Below are 19078 nucleotides of genomic sequence, written 5' to 3' on the forward strand. Positions count from 1 at the left end.
ATTTCCTCCTCTATTTTACTAAATCTACTGATACTATCTTTGATACTCCTTTTTCCTCCATAGTAACCCCATACATCACATCTGAAGATTCCATTGTACCCTTTCTATGAGTTATAACTATAAATTGAACCTCTTTAGAGAATTTCTTTAAAAACTGTGCATATTTATTTACATTTGCATCATCTAAAGCCGCCTCTATTTCGTCTAAAATACAAAATGGAGTAGGTTTCATCTTTAAAATAGCAAAAAGCATTGCTATGGCAGATAATACTTTTTCCCCCCCAGACATAAGATTTATATTTTGAACCTTTTTCCCAGGCGGTTGAACATTTATTTCAATGTTTCCATTCAATTCATCATCTTTATCTAGTATAAGTTTTGCATTTCCACCTTTAAATAATTCTCTAAATGTTTCTTGAAAATTTTTATTTAAAATATTAAAATTTTGTCTAAATACAACTTTCATTTTAGATAACATTTCATCTATAACACCTAAGAGTTCTTCTTTAGCTTTTTCTAAATCTTCCTTTTCCATTTTTATAAAGTTGTATTTTTGCGATAATTCTTTAAATTCTTCAATTGAATTTACATTGACTTGACCTAAATTATTCATCTTATTTTTAAGTATATCAACTTGTTTTTTATACTCTTGCAAATTTTCTATTTTGGTGAAATTTTTCATTTCACTTTCTTCATTTGTATTAAATTCTTCTTCTAATCTAGATAATAGAAATTTTCTCTCATTATTTTGTTTTGTATAAATTATTTCATTTCTATGGATTTCCTCATCTTTTTTAGCTATATCAACTGCCATAAGTTCCAATTTATCTTCAACATTTTCTATTTCTAACTTTATTTTCTTTCTATTATTTTCATAAACTTTTGCATCTTCCTCAAGTAAAACAAGTTCTTCTTTTTGCTTTTTAATAAAAAAATCATTTTCATTTATCTTTCTTATACTATTTTCTTTTTCTACAAAATTTGTGTTTATATATTCTTTTAATACATCACATCTTTTTGAATAATTTATATAATCTTCATCATACCTTTTAATCTCTTTAGATAAATTCACCAAAATTTCTTGAATCTTTGCTTTTTTAATTTTAAGATGAGTTAAATTATCTCTCAATTCCAATATATCTTTTGATAATATTTCTAAATTTTTATTAATATTTTTTAGCTTATTATTATTATTAGCTGTTTTACTTCCTATACCATCTAATTCTTTATTTTTATTTAAAATTTGTTCTTTATTTTTTTCTATTTTTTCTGTTAAATCAAATATTTTTACTTCTGATGTTTCAAGAGTATTCCGTATTTTATTTATATCGTTACTCAAATTATTTATTTTATTTTTTAAATTTATAATATCTATTTTATTATTATACATTTTTTCAGTATTTTCTTTTTTCAAATTTTGCAAAACATTTTGTTTATCTTCTAATTTTTTTATAGCTGAAAGTAACTCATCTCTTTTAACATTAATTTTTATTATTTTATCATTTAAAAATTCTATTTCAGCCTTTCTTGACATTATACCAAGATTTTTTTGTGATATACTTCCTCCCGTTAAAGCTCCTCCTGAATTTATTACATCACCTGCTAAAGTTATTATTCTGTTTTTATAATTTAGTTTTTTAGCTAGAACCAAGCCATTATCTATATTATCACATATTATAGTTTTTCCCAAAACATTATTTACAATATTTTCAAATTTATTTTCAAAATTCACAGCTTCACAAGCTAAACATAGATATCCCTTAATATTTTTAACACTATCATCTAAATTTATTTTTTTTGATTTTATTATAGACAACGGTAAAAATGTTGCTCTTCCTAATCTTTTTTTCTTTAAATACTCTATTAAAGTTTTCGCTATATTTTCATTTTCAGTTATTATATTAGAAATAGCACCACCTAAGGCCATCTCTACAGCTACCTCATATCCCTTTTTAACCTTTAGAGTATCACCAAGAATAGAACACGACTGCTCATACTCATTAAGATTTCCCTTTGTCATTTCTTTCATTAAATTTTTCACAGAAAAGCTATACCCTTCATATTCGCTTTCTAGATTTTTTAACATTTCTCTATTAGCTTCTAAAACATGTATCTTTTTATTAACATCATTTAACTCATAATTTATTTTATTAATGTCATCTTGCAATTTTTTTTCATCGTTTAAAGAATTAATAATAAATTTTTCTAAAACACTTTTTTCTTCCAACGAAATATTTAATTTTTCATCTAATTCCTGTTTAGTTTTTATATTTATCTTTAAATTTTTATCTAAACCTAGCTCACTATCTTTTACTAATTGTATATTTTCTAAAAAAGAAGAATTTTGATTTTCTAATAATATTATTTCATTTTTACAGTTTGCAATATCCTTTAAATGTTTTATTTCATCTTTATTTATAACTTCCTTTTCTCTTTCATTATCTTTTAAAAGATTATTTAAACTGCTTATTTTCTTCTCTAAGCTTTCTATTTTATTGTCTAAAATTATATTTTCATTATTATTTTTTTCTAAATCATCATTTAACTTTTTTTCTTTATCTTTTATAACAATTATTCTTTTTTCATTTTCTTCTAATTCTAAAGTATTAGAATTTATATAATTTTCAAAACCTTTTATTCTTTCTCTTAAAAGTTCAATTTCACTTAATAATTTTGATATGTTTTCTTTTTTTTCAAAATAACCTTGTTGTTTGTTGTTTTTATTTTTTTCAATAATTTCTATATTCTCTTTTAAAGTACTTAAATATTCTCTTTTTTCTTTATACTTTTCCTTATACTCTAAATTATCCTTTAAAAAATTATTAATTTTAGTCTTTTGATTTCCCAATTCATTTTTTATTTTATCTAAATTATTTAAAATCAAACCTATTTCTTTTTCTCTAAGCTTTTGAGCATAATTTAAATATTTTTCTGCCTTAAGTTTTTCCTCTTCTAAAGGAACGATTCTTTCTTCATAGGTAAACATTATGTCATTTATTCTTATTAAATTTTTATTAGTATTCTCTAACTTTCTCTCTGCTTCTATTTTTCTAGATTTAAATTTAACTATTCCAGCTGCTTCCTCTAAAAGAGCCCTTCTATCTTCATTTTTACCATTTAAAATAGCATCTATTTTACCTTGTCCTATTAATGAATATCCTTCTTTCCCTATTCCTGTATCCATAAAAAGATTTACTATGTCCTTAAGTTTACAAGGCGTATTATTTATTAAATACTCACTATCGCCTGATCTAAAAACTTTCCGTGTTATTTTAACATCATTATATTCTATTGGCAGTTCACCTGTTGTATTATCTAACGTTAAAGAAACTTGAGCTAAACCTAAAGGTTTTCTATAATCTGTACCGGAAAATATTACATCCTCCATCTTAGTACCCCTTAAAATTTTAGCACTTTGTTCTCCTAAAACCCATCTAACAGAATCAGATACATTACTCTTACCACTACCATTTGGTCCAACTACTGCTGTTATACCCTGCTTAAATTTCAATTCAGTTTTATCTGCAAATGATTTAAATCCTCTTATTTCAAGAGACTTTAAAAACATAAATTCACCTCTTATCTAATACATCTAATATTAATATAAAACTAAAATAGATAAAAATCTATCTATTTTCTGTTACATTTTATTCGTAAAATTACTCCTTTAAAAATCTTTATTATAAATTTAGGGTTCCATTTAATTATAATATAAAATGGAACCCTATTAAGTATTTAATTATATACAAATTTTATAAAGTTCATTATTAATATCAATTAAAACACTATTTAACTCTATATTATCATCTAATATAACATTTAATGAATTAGAATTGACTTTATCTTTTAATTCATTAAAAAACATCTTTTTTCCTGCATAAAGTTTAGAGATTCTTCTGTTATTTATTCTAATAACAATATCACCTTTGTTTTTGCTAAAAATACTATAAATTTTTTCATTTAAAGATTTACTTTCAACAAGTTCTCTAAACGCAGGATGAAATGGTCCTGCTATTACATCTTTACCCTCTGCTATGTTATCAGTTGGTTGCAATCCTATTCTTATAACTTTAATGTTTGCTTTCTTATATAAATTATATATTTCCTCACAAATATTTATTGCCTCTTCTAAAGTATATGGTTTATAAATATTTTTCAAATACATATCTTCCATTGGAGTATTTTTTATAGTAAGTGCTGGATATATTCTGCATATATCAGGTTTCATCTCTATTGACATCTTTGCTGTATAGATGTCTTTTTCTTTAGAATCTCCTGGAAGACCTATCATTATCTGATGTCCTAATATAAATCCATAATCATTTATAAGCTTAGAAGCTCTTTCGACTTCTTCTACTCCATGACCTCTACCTGATTTTTCTAAAACTTCAGGATCTAATGATTGTACACCTAATTCTATTATATCAACACTATGTTCTTTTAAGTGATTTAATATAAAGTCATCTATATAGTCTGGTCTAGTTGATAATCTTATATAATCTATTATACCTTTTTCTTTATAATCTTTAGCTACACTTAAAAGTTCTCTTTGCTTATCTATATCAATCGCTGTAAATGTACCACCAAAAAAAGATATTTCAATCACCGAAGAGTCAGTATTTATAGTCTTTAAATATTCCTCAACTGTTTTTATTACAAAATCTCTATTAACGCTATTTTCTATTTTGTTTTTAGGACCATTAACATCCTGTTTGTTTTCTCCTGTTATTTTACCTTGATTACAAAATACACAATCATGAGGACATCCTTCATGTGGTACAAAAATAGGTATTATATAATAACTTTTCATATTACTCACCTAACAATCTTAATGCTTCTTTAGCTGCACATTGTTCTGATTCTTTTTTGCTATATCCATATCCATTTCCCATAACTTTATTATCTATGATGACAGTTGTAAAAAATTTTCTTCTATGAGGAGGACCTTCATACTTATCTAACTCATATCTAATTTCTACTTCTCCATTTTTTTGAAGTATCTCTTGAAGTTTAGTTTTAAAATCCAAGATTATTTCATGTTTTATAGCTTTCTCAATTATTTCTGCAAAATATTTAAATATAAAATCATTTGCTACATCTAATCCTTTATCTAAGTATATAGCAGCAATTATAGCTTCTAGGCAATCTGCTTGTATAGATGTTCTCTCTCTACCGCCTGTTGACTCCTCACCCTTACTCATCCTTATAAATACCCCTAGATTAAGTTTTTTAGCTACATCGTACAAAGAATTTTCACAAACTATTAAAGACCTTATTTTAGTTAACTCTCCCTCTGATTTGTCCTTATAATTATTAAAAAGATATTGTGTTATACAAAGTTGAAGAACTGAATCACCTAAAAATTCTAATCTTTCGTTATATTTAACATCCTTAAATTGATTTGCATAAGAACTATGTGTTAACGCTGTTATTAAAACACCTTTGTTATTAAATTCTATTCCCAATATATTTTCTATATTTTTTATATTAATATCTTTCAACCTATTCATCTCCTAAGGTTTATTCTTCAATTTGCTCTCTTAAAATAAATTCAAGAATAAACTTTAAATGCAAAATCCCGCTATCTCGCGGGACTTTTTTTATTGTTCACTATGTGAATTGATGTATTCAACAACATCTCCAACAGTTTTGAATTTTTCAGCGTCTTCATCTGGAATTTCTATTTCTAATTCTTCTTCTAAAGACATTATTAATTCAACTATATCAAGAGAATCAGCTCCTAAATCATCAATAAAAGTTGACTCCATAGTTATTTCATCTTCATTAACACCTAATTTATCAGCTATTATTTCTTTTAATTTATCAAACATTAATGATTCACCTCCTAAATTAATCTAATAAAATATTATTACATATCTACATTCTAGTCAATATAGATATAAAATTTTTTTACGTTTATTATATAAATTAATAATAATTAAGAACTTTTTATACCATTTTTTAATTTTTCTAGCAATTTTTTATCATGAAAAGCTTTTGCTTGTCTTATAGCATTTTTAAATGCTTTATCATCAGAACTTCCATGAGCTTTTACACAAAGTCCATCTACTCCTAAAAATGGAGCCCCACCATATTCTGTATAATCCATTTTCTTTTTTAATGATTTAAAAGCAGATTTCATAAATACAGCACCTATTTTAGACATAGTAGATCCCATTATTTCTTCTTTTATCATAGACAATATTGTAAGTGCTGTTCCTTCATACATTTTTAAAACTGTATTACCTACAAAACCGTCACAAACTAAAACTTGAGCATCTCCTTTTGACACTTCTCTTGGTTCTACATTTCCAACAAAATTAATATTTTTTTCATCTTTTAAAAGTTTATACGCTTCTTTTGTCAATTCATTTCCTTTTTCAGCTTCTTCGCCTATATTTATCAAGCCTACTTTAGGTTTTGTATGTTCCATAACTGTTTCAAAATATATACTTCCCATTTTCGCAAATTGCGTTAAATAAAAAGGTTTAACATCCACATTTGCTCCAGCATCAATAACCATAAACGGTCCGTTTTTACCTGGCATAATAGGAGCTAAGGCTGGTCTTTCTATGCCTTTAATTCTACCTATAACAAGAGTACATCCAGCTAAAAAGGCTCCTGTACTTCCAGCTGATATAACAGCATCACACTTTTTTTCTTTAACTAAATTTAAAGCTTTACTTATAGAAGAATCTTTTTTTCTTCTAAGAGCCATAACAGGATGTTCATTAGTTCCTATAACTTCTGTTGCATTTACAAACACAACTCTTTCCTTATCATATGAATTCTTTTCAAATAAAGCCCTTAATTCATCTTCTGGTCCAGTAACATACAAATGAATATCATTATATTCACTTAACGCCTTTATACAACCAGATACTACAGCCTCCGGTGCATTATCTCCACCCATACCATCTATCGCAATCTTCATATTATCCCCTCTTTTTCTCTATATACAAAGAAAAGAAAGTCATAAGACTTTCTTTTTATTCTTCAACTGATGATGAAACTACTTCTTTACCTTTGTAGTATCCACAACTTTTACAAACTCTATGAGCTAATTTCATTTCATGACACTGTGGGCATTCTACGATTCCTGGTAAACTCATTTTCATAGTTTGAGCTCTTCTTGAATCTCTTTTTGCTCTGAACATTTTTCTAGCTGGATTTCCCATTGTTACACCTCCTTATTCCTTAAACAGGTCCATTAACTTTGCCATTCTTATGTCAATATTATCACTATTGCAATTACATGTTCCTAAATTAAGATTAGTACCACATTCATGACAAAGTCCTTTGCAATTTTCATTACAAAGCTTTTTTATAGGTAAGGTTGAAATTACGTTATTTACTATTACTTCACTAAGATACAAATTATCTTCAAAAAAAGCAATAGAATCATCCTCTTTATCAGAGTTATTTGTAAATTCTTCGAAAATATCTAAATCGATATTATACGAAAAAATTTCTAAACATCTTGAACATTGCATTTCAATTAAGCCTTTAACATTTCCAATAATAGTTAATATATCGTCAGAACATTTTGCTTCTCCTTTAAATGCTAATGGTTTGGAAATAATGAAATCTTCCCCTTTTAAATTAACACTAAAAGTAATATTTATTTTCTTTACTTTTTCTTTTTTTGATATTAAGTCTGAAAGATTTAATTCCATAAATGACCGCAACTAATACAACAAATTAGTCACTTTCACACTCCTTAAAATAAAATAGCGTCAATAGTTAAATGACACATATTTTATTATATTAACTACACTTTTAAAAGTCAAGCTTTTTTATTATTTTATAAGTTGCATAGTATCTTTAGCTATCATTAATTCTTCATTAGTTGGTATTACATATAATTGAACTTTTGATGAATCTTTGCTAATTTTGGCAATCTCTCCAAATACTCTATTTCTTTCTTTATCTAATTCAACTCCCATATATTCTAAATTAGCACATAAATCTTCTCTTAATACCATGCTATTTTCACCAACACCAGCTGTAAATACTATAACATCAACGCCTTCCATAGCTACTGTATATGATGCTATGTATTGCTTAACTCTATATGCAAACATTTCTAATGTTAATTTTGCTCTTTCATTTCCATTATCTCTAGCATCTATTATATCTCTAAAATCACTGCTTATTTCAGAAATACCTAATACACCTGATTTTTTATTTAAAATATTATTAACCTCTGCACTTGTATATCCAAGTTCATCTATCATATAAGTTACAACAGCAGGATCTAAACTTCCTGATCTTGTTCCCATTATAAGACCTTCAAGTGGAGTAAATCCCATAGATGTGTCTACAGATTCCCCATTTTTTACTGCAGTTATACTTGAACCATTTCCTAAATGACAAGTTATTATTTTTAAATCTTTTATATCTTTTCCCATAACTTCTGCAACTTTTTGTGATACATACTTATGAGAAGTTCCATGTGCACCATATTTTCTTATACCATTCTTTTTGTAAAGCTCATATGGAAGTCCATAAAGGAAAGCTTTCTCTGGCATTGTTTGGTGGAATGCAGTATCAAACACAGCTACCATTGGAACATTCATTAATGCTTGACAAGCTTTTATTCCCATGATATGAGCTGGATTATGAAGTGGTGCAAATTTTGAATATTCTTCTATATCTCTTACTACTTCATCAGTTATGATAACTGATTTAGTATATTTTTCTCCTCCATGAACAATTCTATGACCTACTGCATCTATTTCATTTACTGATTTTATAATACCATTATCCCCATTAATTAATGCATCTAACACTAATTTTATAGCTTCATTATGATCCTTAATAGGAGTTTCAACTATATATTTTTGAGTACCTTCAACTTTTTGTGCAAGGTTTGAACCTTCAATTCCTATTCTTTCAACTAATCCTGATGCTAAAGTTTTTTCATTTGCCATATCTATTAATTGATATTTTAATGATGAGCTTCCGCAATTTATTACTAATACTTTCATTTTTTTCTCCCCTTCAATATGAAATATTTATATAAAAAATCAATTATTTTATATTTTGTGCTTGAACTGCTGTTAAGGCAACAACATTTACTATATCTTCTGAACTACATCCTCTTGATAAATCATTAATTGGTTTTGCAAATCCTTGACAAACTGGTCCTATAGCTTCTGCATTTGCAAATCTTTGAACTAATTTATATCCTATATTTCCTGCTTGTAAGTCTGGGAATACTAAAACATTAGCTTTTCCTGCAACCTTACTATTTGGAGCCTTTTGATTAGCAACTTTTTCAACTATAGCTGCATCTAATTGTAATTCTCCATCTATATCTAAATCTGGTCTTAATTCTTTAGCCTTCTCTGTAGCAGTTCTAACCTTTGTTACAAGTTCATGATCTGCACTTCCCATTGTTGAGAATGATAACATAGCAACCTTTGGATCTATTCCACAAAGATGTTTTGCAGTATCAGCTGTAGCTATTGCTATTGCTGCTAATTGATCTGAATTTGGATTTGGGTTAACAGCACAGTCTGAGAATAAAAGCATTCCATCTTTACCATAACTTGATCCTGGTACCATCATTATAAAGAAACTAGATACAACTGATACTCCTGGAGCTGTTTTTATTATTTGAAGACCTGGTCTTAAAAGATCTCCTGTTGTATGAACAGCACCTGATACCATACCATCTGCATCATCTAATTTTACCATCATTGTTGCAAAATATAATGGATCTCTTACTATTTTTTCAGCTTTTTCTAGTGTCATTCCTTTTGCTTTTCTTAATTCATAAAATGCATTTACATATTTTTCTAACTTATCTGAAGTTGTTGAATCAATTATTTCTACACCTTCTAAATTTACATTTAATTTTGCAGCTTTATTTTCTATATCCTCTTTATTTCCTACTAAACAAATGTTAGCTAATCCTTCTTCTACTATTTTTTGAGCTGCTACTAAAGTTCTTTCTTCATCACCTTCTGGTAATACTATTGTTTTTTTATTATTACGGGCTTTATCCCAAATTTGTTTCATAAGTTCCATGTTCATTTCTCCTTCCACTAATAAAAACGTAATTTTAATCTATAGTTATTACTATACTACTAATTGTGTATTATTTTCAATAATAAAAAGTTATTTCTCTTATATTAAGAATTATCAGAATTTTAACTCTTTTTAATATGTATATTTTAAGCGTTTTTTATGTAGATTTCCAATATCCTTTATTTAATTATAAAAAATTATTTAATTATACATATCATAAATTCTTTATTTTTTATTTCTTTTATTATAAAATGGTATAAAAATTAACTCAATAAAAAATTTTTATATAATAAAAAGGATGATTATAGTTTATGAAAATAACAGGATTAATCACTGAATACAACCCATTTCATTTAGGCCATGAATTTCACATAAATTCTTCTAAACAAAAAACCAACTGTGATTATACAATTTGTATAATGAGCGGTAATTTTGTTCAAAGAGGAATTCCTGCCATAGTTGATAAATGGTCTAGAACCAAGATGGCTCTCTTAGGAGGCGTTGATTTGGTTTTAGAGCTTCCAACAATATATTCTGTATCCTCAGCCGAATATTTTGCTTTTGGAGCTATTTCAACTCTAAATAGTTTAAATATAGTTGATAATATATGTTTTGGTTCTGAATGTGGAGATGTAACTACATTAAAAAAAATTGCTGAAATTTTAGTAAATGAACCTCTAGAATTTAAAAAAGATTTAAAAGAACAATTAAACTTAGGTCTATCTTTTCCTAAAGCTAGAAGTATAGCTATTGAAAAATATATTAAAAATTCTAATATAGATAATATAGAACATATTTTAAATTCTTCAAACAATATTTTAGCCATTGAATACTGTAAATCTTTGTTTAAGCTAAAAAGTAATATAAATCCAATTACAATAACTAGACAAGGCTCTGGTTATAATGATAACAATCTAAATCAATATAACTTTTCTTCTGCATCTTCTATTAGAAAAGCTATAACTGAGAAATCTTTAAAAAGCTGTATTAATGTTATTCCTAAGTATACTTATGAAATATTAGAAAACTCTAAAATATCTGACCTAGATAGAATGTTTTTTTATGTAAAATATAAACTTTTAAGCAATCCTCAATTTTTAAGTAATATCCCAGATGCAAATGAAGGACTAGGGAATAAAATATTAAACAATATAGGTAATTTCAATAATTTTGATGAGTTTATAATGTCTTGTAAAAGCAAAAGATATTCTTATACTAGGATTAGTAGGGTTTTATGCCAATGTTTTTTATCTTTAAGTAAAGAAGATATTTTACTTAGTAAATCAAAACCGCAATATATAAGAGTTCTTGGATTAAATAAAAATGGTGCTAAAATATTAAAAGAAATCAAAAAAAATTCTAAAATAAAAATTGTTAATAAAATATCATCAAAAAATACAGACCCTATGCTATCTATAGATATAAAAGCCACAAACCTTTACTCTCTTTTAAATAATAATATTATGCATAATGCTGATTTTAAAATAAGCCCTATAATTTTAAAATAAAATAATATTATTAATGTTAAGCAAATATAAATACTGTATATAAAATTTACTTGGAGGAATTTATGTACAGTATTTTACTTATATTAATAATTATACTATCACTGATTCTTAAAAAACTTTTAAATATTAAATATAATAATATTTTCTCAATATTTTTAACTCTAACAGTAACTTATTTTCTTCTAAATCCTAAACTTTGTATAAATGCTTCCTTAAACGGGGCTAAACTATTTTTTTCCTCTGTTTTTCCTACAATGTTCCCATTTATGGTAATATGTAATTTAATAATTGCTTTAGATGGGATAAAAATGTATTCTAAAGTTTTAGGCCCATTAATATGCAAACCATTAAACTTAAATTATCAATGTAGTTTCGCTATTATTGCTAGCTTTCTTTGTGGCTATCCTTTAGGTGCTAAATATTCAACCAATCTTTATAAGGAAAATCTTATATCTAAAGACGAATTTGCAAGACTTTTAAATATAGCATCTAATATAGGACCTTTATTTTTAATAGGTACTGTTGGTACATCTATGCTTGGTAGTACAAAACTTGGTTATCTACTGCTAATTCCTAGCTATTTATCATGCTTTATAATTGGAATACTGTTAAAAAATAAAAAAAAGAGGCCTTTAACCTCTTCTTTTAATAACGCCATCAAAAATACAGTTAAAGCTAAAAACATTGGCGAAATAATTAAAGATTCTATCTCTGATGCAGCTTTGAACGCACTTATTTTATGTGGTTATGTTACAATATTTTCTGTTGTTATAAGCATGCTTCAAGAAATAATTTTTTCTGATAAACTAATATTTAATTTATGCCAAAAATTTAACATTCCATTTGATATAATATCTGGAATATTACTTGGAAGCATCGAAGCAACTAATGGTTGTAACATAATTTCATCAAGCAATTTAGACATTTCGCTAAAACTTTGTTTAATTTCTTTTTTGTGTTCATTTGGTGGATTATCAATAATCGCTCAAACGACTTCCTTCTTTTATAAAGAAAATATATCTATACTTAAGTATTTTTTCACAAAATTATTGCAAGGCATCATTTCATTTGCAATTATGTTTTTTATATTTTCTTTTTTTAAGCAAAGTATTTCAACATTCTCAAGCGGTACAATAGTTTACTTATATATAACTCCTCTGATAACATTTATACTTATTAATTTATTAATCGCAATTATATATAAATTAATCTCTACTTCTTAATACATCTATATTGTCCCTTATATCATCTGTTGCAGCATTTAAATTAGTAGAAAGATTTAATGCAAATTGCTCCATATTAACCTTCATATAATTTAATAACTCTTTATTTTTAATTTTAATTTCCTCTTCAAGATCATTTAATAATTTATCAACATAATTTTCAGCATCTTGCCTAATAGCAGTAGCATTTTCATTAGCTTCTGCTATTAATTTTTCTGCTACCTCTTTAGCTTCTTTAACGTAATCATGATTTTGAACCCTGTTTTTCATCATTTCCATCGTGTCTCGTCTTAGATTATCACTATCTCTTTTAGCCTCATATAGCATTTGTTCTTTCTGAGCTACTGCATTTTGTAGAATTCTATCCTTTTGGTTTATTATAAGCTGAGCATTTCTTATTTCCTCTGGTAAATGATCTTGCACACTATATATAATGTCTAACAGCTCTCTTTTGTCTAGCATTACTTTTCCTGTCATAGGAACCTTAGATGCTGTATCTATTATTTTAGCTATATCATCTACAAATTCCATTATATAATATCCATCACTCATTTTCCCCACCTCTGGTAATCTTATTTATCTTATCATTAAAATCTTCAATAATACAACTTGGAATAAATTTTTTAATATCTCCATTTAACATGCCGATTTGTTTTACTACTGATGAACTAACGCTACAATATTCACTTTTGGCTATTAAAAATAATGTTTCAATTTTCTCATCCAAAGCTTTGTTTATTATAGCCATCTGTACCTCATAATCATAATCAGTAGCATTTCTTAAACCTTTTACCACGGTTGTACATCCTTCCCTTTTTAAAAAATCAATCAAAAGACCTTTAAAGCTTTTTACCTTTACATTATTAATATTAGAAACAGTTTTTTCTATAAGCTTAACCCTTTCATCTATTGTAAACAATCCTTTTTTATCTACGTTTACCAAAACAGCAACTATCACTTCATCAAATATTTTCGCCGCTCTTTCTATAATATCTAAATGACCTTTAGTTATAGGATCAAAACTACCTGGGAATACCACCCTTTTCATTTTACTCCTCCTCCATTTTATAAAGACATACTGTTGTATTTCCATACACTTTAGTTCTTGTTAACTTTATACGTCTTGTTCCTTGAAAAATCTCTTCACTAGTATCTATTTTAGTTACTATTAATCCATCAGGATCTAACATAGATTTTTCATCTATTATCTCCATGGCCTCTGGAATTAAGTTTTTTAAATATGGCGGATCTATAAATATTAAATCAAAAACCTTGTTTCTCGCTGCTAAACTTCTAAGAGCTGAATATGCATCAGTATTTAAAGCTGTGCAAAAATCTTTAAACCCTAAATTTTCTATATTCTTTTTTAGTATTGGAAATGTTACTGGGCTTTTATCTACTAAATAACACTCCTTAGCCCCTCTACTTGCAGCCTCTAACCCTAAACTACCTGTTCCAGCAAATACATCTATAACTTCAGCATCAACTATATAAGCTTGTATCATGCTAAACATAGATTCCTTTACTCTATCTAATGTTGGTCTTGTCTCCATCGTAGCTGGCGATAAAAGTTTTCTTCCTCTAGCTTTTCCTGCTATTATTCTCATAAAAATATTCCTCCATAAAATTAAATTTTAATTAAAACATATATATTTTGTAGTATTTTCTAAACCTCTTGATATTTCATAACATATTTTTTTACTTTCTTGATTTTTATTTTGTACAATTTCTCTTGCCTCTTTATTTGCACATCTTAAAATATCTATATCTTCTATAACATTAGCTAATATAAATTGATCATCTCCATGTTGCTTAACACCAAAGATTTCTCCTGAACCTCTTAGTTTAAAGTCTTGTTCTGCTATATAAAAACCATCACTACTTTTTGTCATAATATCCATTCTTCTTTTAGTTATTGAATTTACACCATCAGATATTAAAAAACATTTAGAGTTATATTCCCCTCTTCCAACTCTTCCTCTTAATTGATGAAGCTGTGCTAGCCCAAATCTTTCTGCATTTTCTATTATCATAACGCTAGCATTTGGTACATTAACTCCAACCTCTATTACTGTAGTTGATACTATTGCTTTTATATCCCCCTCTTTAAACCCATTTATTATATCATTTTTTTCTTTAGATGTCATTTTACCATGAAGAATTTCTACATGTATATTACTAAACACAGAAGATTTAATTTCTTTATATACCATTTCAACTGAATTTAATTTTAATTTTTCATTATCTTCAATAAGCGGAGCTACTATATATATCTGCCTTCCCTCTTTAATTTCATCTAAAGCCATTTTATAAGCTATTTTTCTACTTTGCTTATCAAATAATAAAGTTTCTATTTTCTTTCTGCCAGGTGGCATCTCATCTATTACTGAAATTTCCAAATCTCCATACAAATAAAGAGAAACCGTTCTTGGAATTGGTGTTGCAGTCATAACCAAAACATCACACATCTTATTTTTATTTATAAGTTTACTACGTTGTTTAACGCCAAATCTATGTTGTTCATCAGTTACTATGAGACCTAAATTTTTAAATTCAACACTATCCTCTATCAAAGCATGCGTTCCTATAACTATAACAGGAGTCCCTTGTCTTATTATATCTTTTATTCTATCCTTCTCTTTTTTCTTAGTATTTCCTGTTAAAAGTTCTATGGATACATTAAAATCTTTTAAAATTTTTTTAGCCTCATTAAAATGTTGAACTGCAAGTATTTCAGTTGGAGCCATAAATGCACACTGATAATTATTTTTGTAAGCATTAAAAAGAGCAATTAATGCAACTAATGTCTTCCCAGACCCCACATCCCCTTGAACCAATCTATTCATAGCTACAGGTCGTTTTGCATCATGTAAAATCTGTCTTATAACTTTATTTTGTGCATTAGTCAAATCATATGGTAAAGATTTTTTTATCTCTATTAACTCTTTAGTAAATATCCTAAATTCTATACCTTCTTTGTTATTTACCTTATTTTTAAGCATCATAAGTTTCAAAGAATATGTAAACAATTCTTGAAACTTCAATCTTTCTATCGCATCATTCAAAACTTGTTTATTTTTAGGAAAATGTATCTGCCTTATTGCATTATCTAGTGATATAAGATTATACCTCTTTATTATATCCTCAGTTAAATTATCCTTTATACTTATGTTATCTAAAACGATATTTATAACTTTAGTTATCATAGTATTTTTTATATCATCTTTTAATTTATACACAGGAATTATTCTACTTTCAAAAGAATCATTACATGATATTATAGGATTTATTACTTCTACATTAGCACCAACTTCTTTAAAAATCCCTAAAAGATTATACTCTTTTCCTATGATAAATTTTTTACTTATATAAGAACTATTAAACCACTTTCCCAAGACTCTTTTATTACCATAGGAAAATTCTATTGTAGTTAATCTTTTTCCACTCCTAGTTAAAACAGTCCCTATATATTTTTCTACCCTACACCTTAATATTGATTTTCCTTTATTTAAATTATTGATGTTTAAAATATCTACATTTAAAAATGTATAATCCCTAGGAAAATATAAAAGAAGATCTAAAACAGTAAATATACCTAATTTATTGAATTTTTCTTGAGTTTTTTTTCCAACCCCATCAATACTAGATATATCTGAATATATATCCAAAATATTTCCTCCTTTTATTTTCTATACTTATAAATTTAGCAGAAATTCATTAAAATTCTATGAAAATTAGGCCTTGCAAATTTAGCAAAGCCTAATTTAAAATGTAGTACTAAAATTTTATTCCACTGACATTATCATATAATATAATGGTTGATCACCATTGTAATATTGAACATCTAAGTTACTATATTTCTCTTCTATCTCGTTTATAAACATAGATATATCATTATCTTTCATATCTTTTCCTTTAAATATAGTTATAAGCTCAGAATCATCATTTACTAGATTTTCCAATAATCTTCTAGCAACAACACAAACATCATTTCCAACTTCAGATATTTTACCTTCTATAAGCCCTAAAATATCTCCTTCTTTTATTTGTTTTCCATCCATTTCTGTATCTCTTACAGCATAAGTTACAGAAGCTGTTTTAACCACTTCCATTACAGAATTTAAGTTTTCCATGTTTGTATCTATATCATCTTCTCCATTAAACATAGTTATACATGTTATACCTTGAGGAATTGTCTTTGTTGGAACTACTCTTATATCCTTATCACACATTTCAGCCGCTTGATTTGCTGCCATGATAATATTTTTATTGTTTGGGAATATTATTATATGCTCAGCATTTATAGTATCTATTGCTTTTAATATATCTTGAGTGCTAGGATTCATAGTTTGACCGCCTTCTATAACTTTGTCAACACCTAAATCTTCAAATATATTTGCTATTCCCTCTCCCATAGCAATTGAAACAAATGCATATTTTTTTCCTCCATCTATTTCTTTTGCTACACTAGTTTCCATAATTTGATTTTGTAAATCACCTAAAAGTTCTCTATGCTCTTCTCTCATATTATCTATCTTTATCTTAGATAACTCACCAATTAATACAGCCTTTGATAAAATTTTTCCAGGATCATTTGTATGAATATGAACCTTTATTATGTCATCATATCCTACTACTATTTCAGAATCCCCCATATTTTCTATTGATTTTCTAAAATCATCGGCATACTTTGCATCACCTAGTATTATAAATTCAGTGCAATACCCAAATTTTATATCTTCTTCGTTTAATGTATTTAAATTACTTTCTTTAATAGTTATACCACTATTGTTTTCTATATTAGATATTTCCAAATCATTATTTAATACTTCTAACATACCTTGAAGTATTATCAAAAGACCCATTCCACCTGAATCTACAACCTTAGCCTTCTTAAGTGCTGGAAGCATCTCAGGAGTTTTATCTAATGTCATTTTACTCTCAATACAAATCTTTTTCATAAGGCTGGCTATATCTTCAACATCATTATTTTTAATAGCAGTTTCCCCTGCTGATTTTATAACTGTTAATATTGTACCCTCTGTAGGTCTCATAACAGCCTTATATGCAGCCTTACTTCCTTCTAATATAGCATTTGCAAATTCCTTACTGTTAACTTCTTCTTTATTTTCTAATCCTTTTGATATTCCTCGTAGTATTTGAGATAAAATTACTCCTGAATTTCCCCTAGCTCCCATCAAGGCTCCCTTTGCCATTTTTTTGGAAACTTCTCCTATACTTTTCAAATCCGTTTCGCTTATTTCTTTAACTGCCGTTCTAAATGTCATAGACATATTTGTTCCTGTATCTCCATCTGGAACTGGGAAGACATTTAAAGAATTTACATAATCACTTTTCTCCTCTAATCTAAGTGCCGCATTACTCATCATAGAGTAAAAATGACCTCCATTTATCTTTGTAAAATTCATCACGTCTACCTCCTAAATTCTAACTGCTTGAACATTAACTGTTATTGCTGCCACCTTTAATCCTGTATAATTCTCTACATTGTATTTTACCTTTTGTATTATATTATTTGATATAACAGATATTTTTGTTCCATACTCAACCATAACAAAAAGTTCTATTATTAATTTTTCATCTTTATGCTCTATCTTTACACCTTTAGCTAAATTCTCAATTCGCATAAGTTCCCAAAGACCTTCTGTTGCACTTTTAGAAACCATGCCTACAACACCGTAACATTCCATTGTAGCTAAACCTACAATCTTTGATATTACTTCATCTGCATATATAACATTACCATGTTCATTAGAATATCCAATCATTACGATTCCTCCTCTTATTCATATAATATATTTTATATTAAATATTTTTATTATTCAAGAATTATATAATGTAATATGTAAAATATTTAGTAATAATCTAATTTTTGTACTTGCGTAACTTATATATGTTATGTTAGAATAGTAACGTCCTATTGAAATTTATATTATAAGGTAGGAGGTGTTTTAAAAATGTCAAGAAGATGTGAAATATGTGATAAAGGTGTTATATCTGGAAGACAATTCAGTCATTCTCATAGACACTCTAACAGAACTTGGGCTCCAAACGTACAAAAAGTTAAAGCTATAGTTAATGGAACTCCAAAAACTATATCAGTTTGTACTAGATGTTTAAGATCTGGAAAAGTACAAAGAGCTCTATAATAGTTCTTTGTAGAAAATGCAATTGATAAACAATTGCATTTTTCTTTTGTTTAAAAATTTTATACATTAATATATTAAAAAGCAGTATCTAAAATTAGATACTGCTTTTTTATTTTATGTAGTTTTATCTTTCTTTTTCCCC

At 27.0% G+C, this 19078-nt stretch carries 18 protein-coding genes; 3 read left to right on the forward strand and 15 right to left on the reverse strand.

Annotation, left to right across the window (positions count from 1 at the left end):
* Positions 1 to 10: 10 nt before the first annotated feature.
* The 9 genes from smc to pta all read right to left on the reverse strand — a co-directional run bounded on the left by smc (position 11) and on the right by pta (position 10035).
* A complete protein-coding gene (gene smc / locus HH195_RS06875) occupies positions 11 to 3568 on the reverse strand; it encodes a chromosome segregation protein SMC (protein WP_196370410.1) in 3558 nt (1185 codons plus the stop codon).
* Between the two features lie 171 nt (positions 3569 to 3739).
* Complete coding sequence (locus HH195_RS06880) at positions 3740 to 4810, reverse strand: elongator complex protein 3 (protein ID WP_196370412.1); 1071 nt, start codon at positions 4808 to 4810, stop codon at positions 3740 to 3742.
* A 1-nt stretch (position 4811) separates the two neighbouring features.
* Complete coding sequence (gene rnc, locus HH195_RS06885) at positions 4812 to 5510, reverse strand: ribonuclease III (protein ID WP_196370414.1); 699 nt, start codon at positions 5508 to 5510, stop codon at positions 4812 to 4814.
* Between the two features lie 90 nt (positions 5511 to 5600).
* Positions 5601 to 5831 (reverse strand): acyl carrier protein, encoded by a 231-nt coding sequence (gene acpP, locus HH195_RS06890; RefSeq protein ID WP_055257185.1) that lies wholly within the window; start codon positions 5829 to 5831, stop codon positions 5601 to 5603.
* A 107-nt stretch (positions 5832 to 5938) separates the two neighbouring features.
* The gene (plsX, locus tag HH195_RS06895; protein WP_195925219.1) at positions 5939 to 6934 is read right to left on the reverse strand and encodes a phosphate acyltransferase PlsX; all 996 of its coding nucleotides are present in this window, start codon (positions 6932 to 6934) and stop codon (positions 5939 to 5941) included.
* Positions 6935 to 6989: 55 nt separating this feature from the next.
* Positions 6990 to 7178: a 50S ribosomal protein L32 gene (gene rpmF / locus HH195_RS06900; protein WP_055257187.1), complete on the reverse strand. Its 189-nt coding sequence runs from the start codon at positions 7176 to 7178 to the stop codon at positions 6990 to 6992.
* A 12-nt stretch (positions 7179 to 7190) separates the two neighbouring features.
* Complete coding sequence (locus HH195_RS06905; protein ID WP_196370416.1) at positions 7191 to 7676, reverse strand: YceD family protein; 486 nt, start codon at positions 7674 to 7676, stop codon at positions 7191 to 7193.
* A 123-nt stretch (positions 7677 to 7799) separates the two neighbouring features.
* Positions 7800 to 8990, reverse strand: a complete 1191-nt coding sequence (locus HH195_RS06910; RefSeq protein ID WP_112365649.1) for an acetate kinase — start codon at positions 8988 to 8990, stop codon at positions 7800 to 7802.
* 43 nt (positions 8991 to 9033) lie between these two features.
* The gene (pta, locus tag HH195_RS06915; protein ID WP_195925223.1) at positions 9034 to 10035 is read right to left on the reverse strand and encodes a phosphate acetyltransferase; all 1002 of its coding nucleotides are present in this window, start codon (positions 10033 to 10035) and stop codon (positions 9034 to 9036) included.
* A gap of 311 nt (positions 10036 to 10346) precedes the next feature.
* Between pta and HH195_RS06920 the strand changes: the two genes are divergently transcribed.
* Together HH195_RS06920 and ylbJ are read left to right on the forward strand one after the other, a co-directional pair.
* Complete coding sequence (locus tag HH195_RS06920) at positions 10347 to 11543, forward strand: nucleotidyltransferase (RefSeq protein ID WP_196370418.1); 1197 nt, start codon at positions 10347 to 10349, stop codon at positions 11541 to 11543.
* A 62-nt stretch (positions 11544 to 11605) separates the two neighbouring features.
* Positions 11606 to 12766 (forward strand): sporulation integral membrane protein YlbJ, encoded by a 1161-nt coding sequence (ylbJ, locus tag HH195_RS06925; protein WP_196370420.1) that lies wholly within the window; start codon positions 11606 to 11608, stop codon positions 12764 to 12766.
* Here the strand turns inward: ylbJ and HH195_RS06930 are convergent.
* The 6 genes from HH195_RS06930 to HH195_RS06955 all read right to left on the reverse strand — a co-directional run bounded on the left by HH195_RS06930 (position 12749) and on the right by HH195_RS06955 (position 18555).
* The gene (locus HH195_RS06930) at positions 12749 to 13318 is read right to left on the reverse strand and encodes an ATPase (protein WP_196370422.1); all 570 of its coding nucleotides are present in this window, start codon (positions 13316 to 13318) and stop codon (positions 12749 to 12751) included. The genes ylbJ and HH195_RS06930 overlap by 18 nt on opposite strands.
* Positions 13311 to 13814, reverse strand: a complete 504-nt coding sequence (coaD, locus tag HH195_RS06935; RefSeq protein WP_196370424.1) for a pantetheine-phosphate adenylyltransferase — start codon at positions 13812 to 13814, stop codon at positions 13311 to 13313. The genes HH195_RS06930 and coaD overlap by 8 nt, the downstream gene beginning before the upstream one ends.
* 1 nt (position 13815) lies before the next feature.
* Positions 13816 to 14373 (reverse strand): 16S rRNA (guanine(966)-N(2))-methyltransferase RsmD, encoded by a 558-nt coding sequence (gene rsmD, locus HH195_RS06940; RefSeq protein WP_055257194.1) that lies wholly within the window; start codon positions 14371 to 14373, stop codon positions 13816 to 13818.
* Positions 14374 to 14400: 27 nt separating this feature from the next.
* A complete protein-coding gene (gene recG, locus HH195_RS06945) occupies positions 14401 to 16434 on the reverse strand; it encodes an ATP-dependent DNA helicase RecG (RefSeq protein ID WP_196370426.1) in 2034 nt (677 codons plus the stop codon).
* Between the two features lie 117 nt (positions 16435 to 16551).
* Positions 16552 to 18195 carry a DAK2 domain-containing protein gene (locus tag HH195_RS06950; RefSeq protein ID WP_196370428.1) on the reverse strand — a complete coding sequence of 548 codons (1644 nt, stop codon included), beginning with the start codon at positions 18193 to 18195 and terminating at the stop codon, positions 16552 to 16554.
* A gap of 12 nt (positions 18196 to 18207) precedes the next feature.
* The gene (locus tag HH195_RS06955; RefSeq protein WP_055257197.1) at positions 18208 to 18555 is read right to left on the reverse strand and encodes an Asp23/Gls24 family envelope stress response protein; all 348 of its coding nucleotides are present in this window, start codon (positions 18553 to 18555) and stop codon (positions 18208 to 18210) included.
* A gap of 189 nt (positions 18556 to 18744) precedes the next feature.
* Here HH195_RS06955 and rpmB point away from each other — a divergent pair, with 189 nt between their 5' ends.
* Complete coding sequence (rpmB, locus tag HH195_RS06960) at positions 18745 to 18936, forward strand: 50S ribosomal protein L28 (RefSeq protein ID WP_055257198.1); 192 nt, start codon at positions 18745 to 18747, stop codon at positions 18934 to 18936.
* The last annotated feature ends 142 nt before the right edge of the window (positions 18937 to 19078 follow it).

It is taken from the genome of Candidatus Sarcina troglodytae (genome assembly GCF_015708635.1).
In the GTDB taxonomy this organism is placed as follows: Bacteria; Bacillota; Clostridia; order Clostridiales; family Clostridiaceae; genus Sarcina; species Sarcina ventriculi.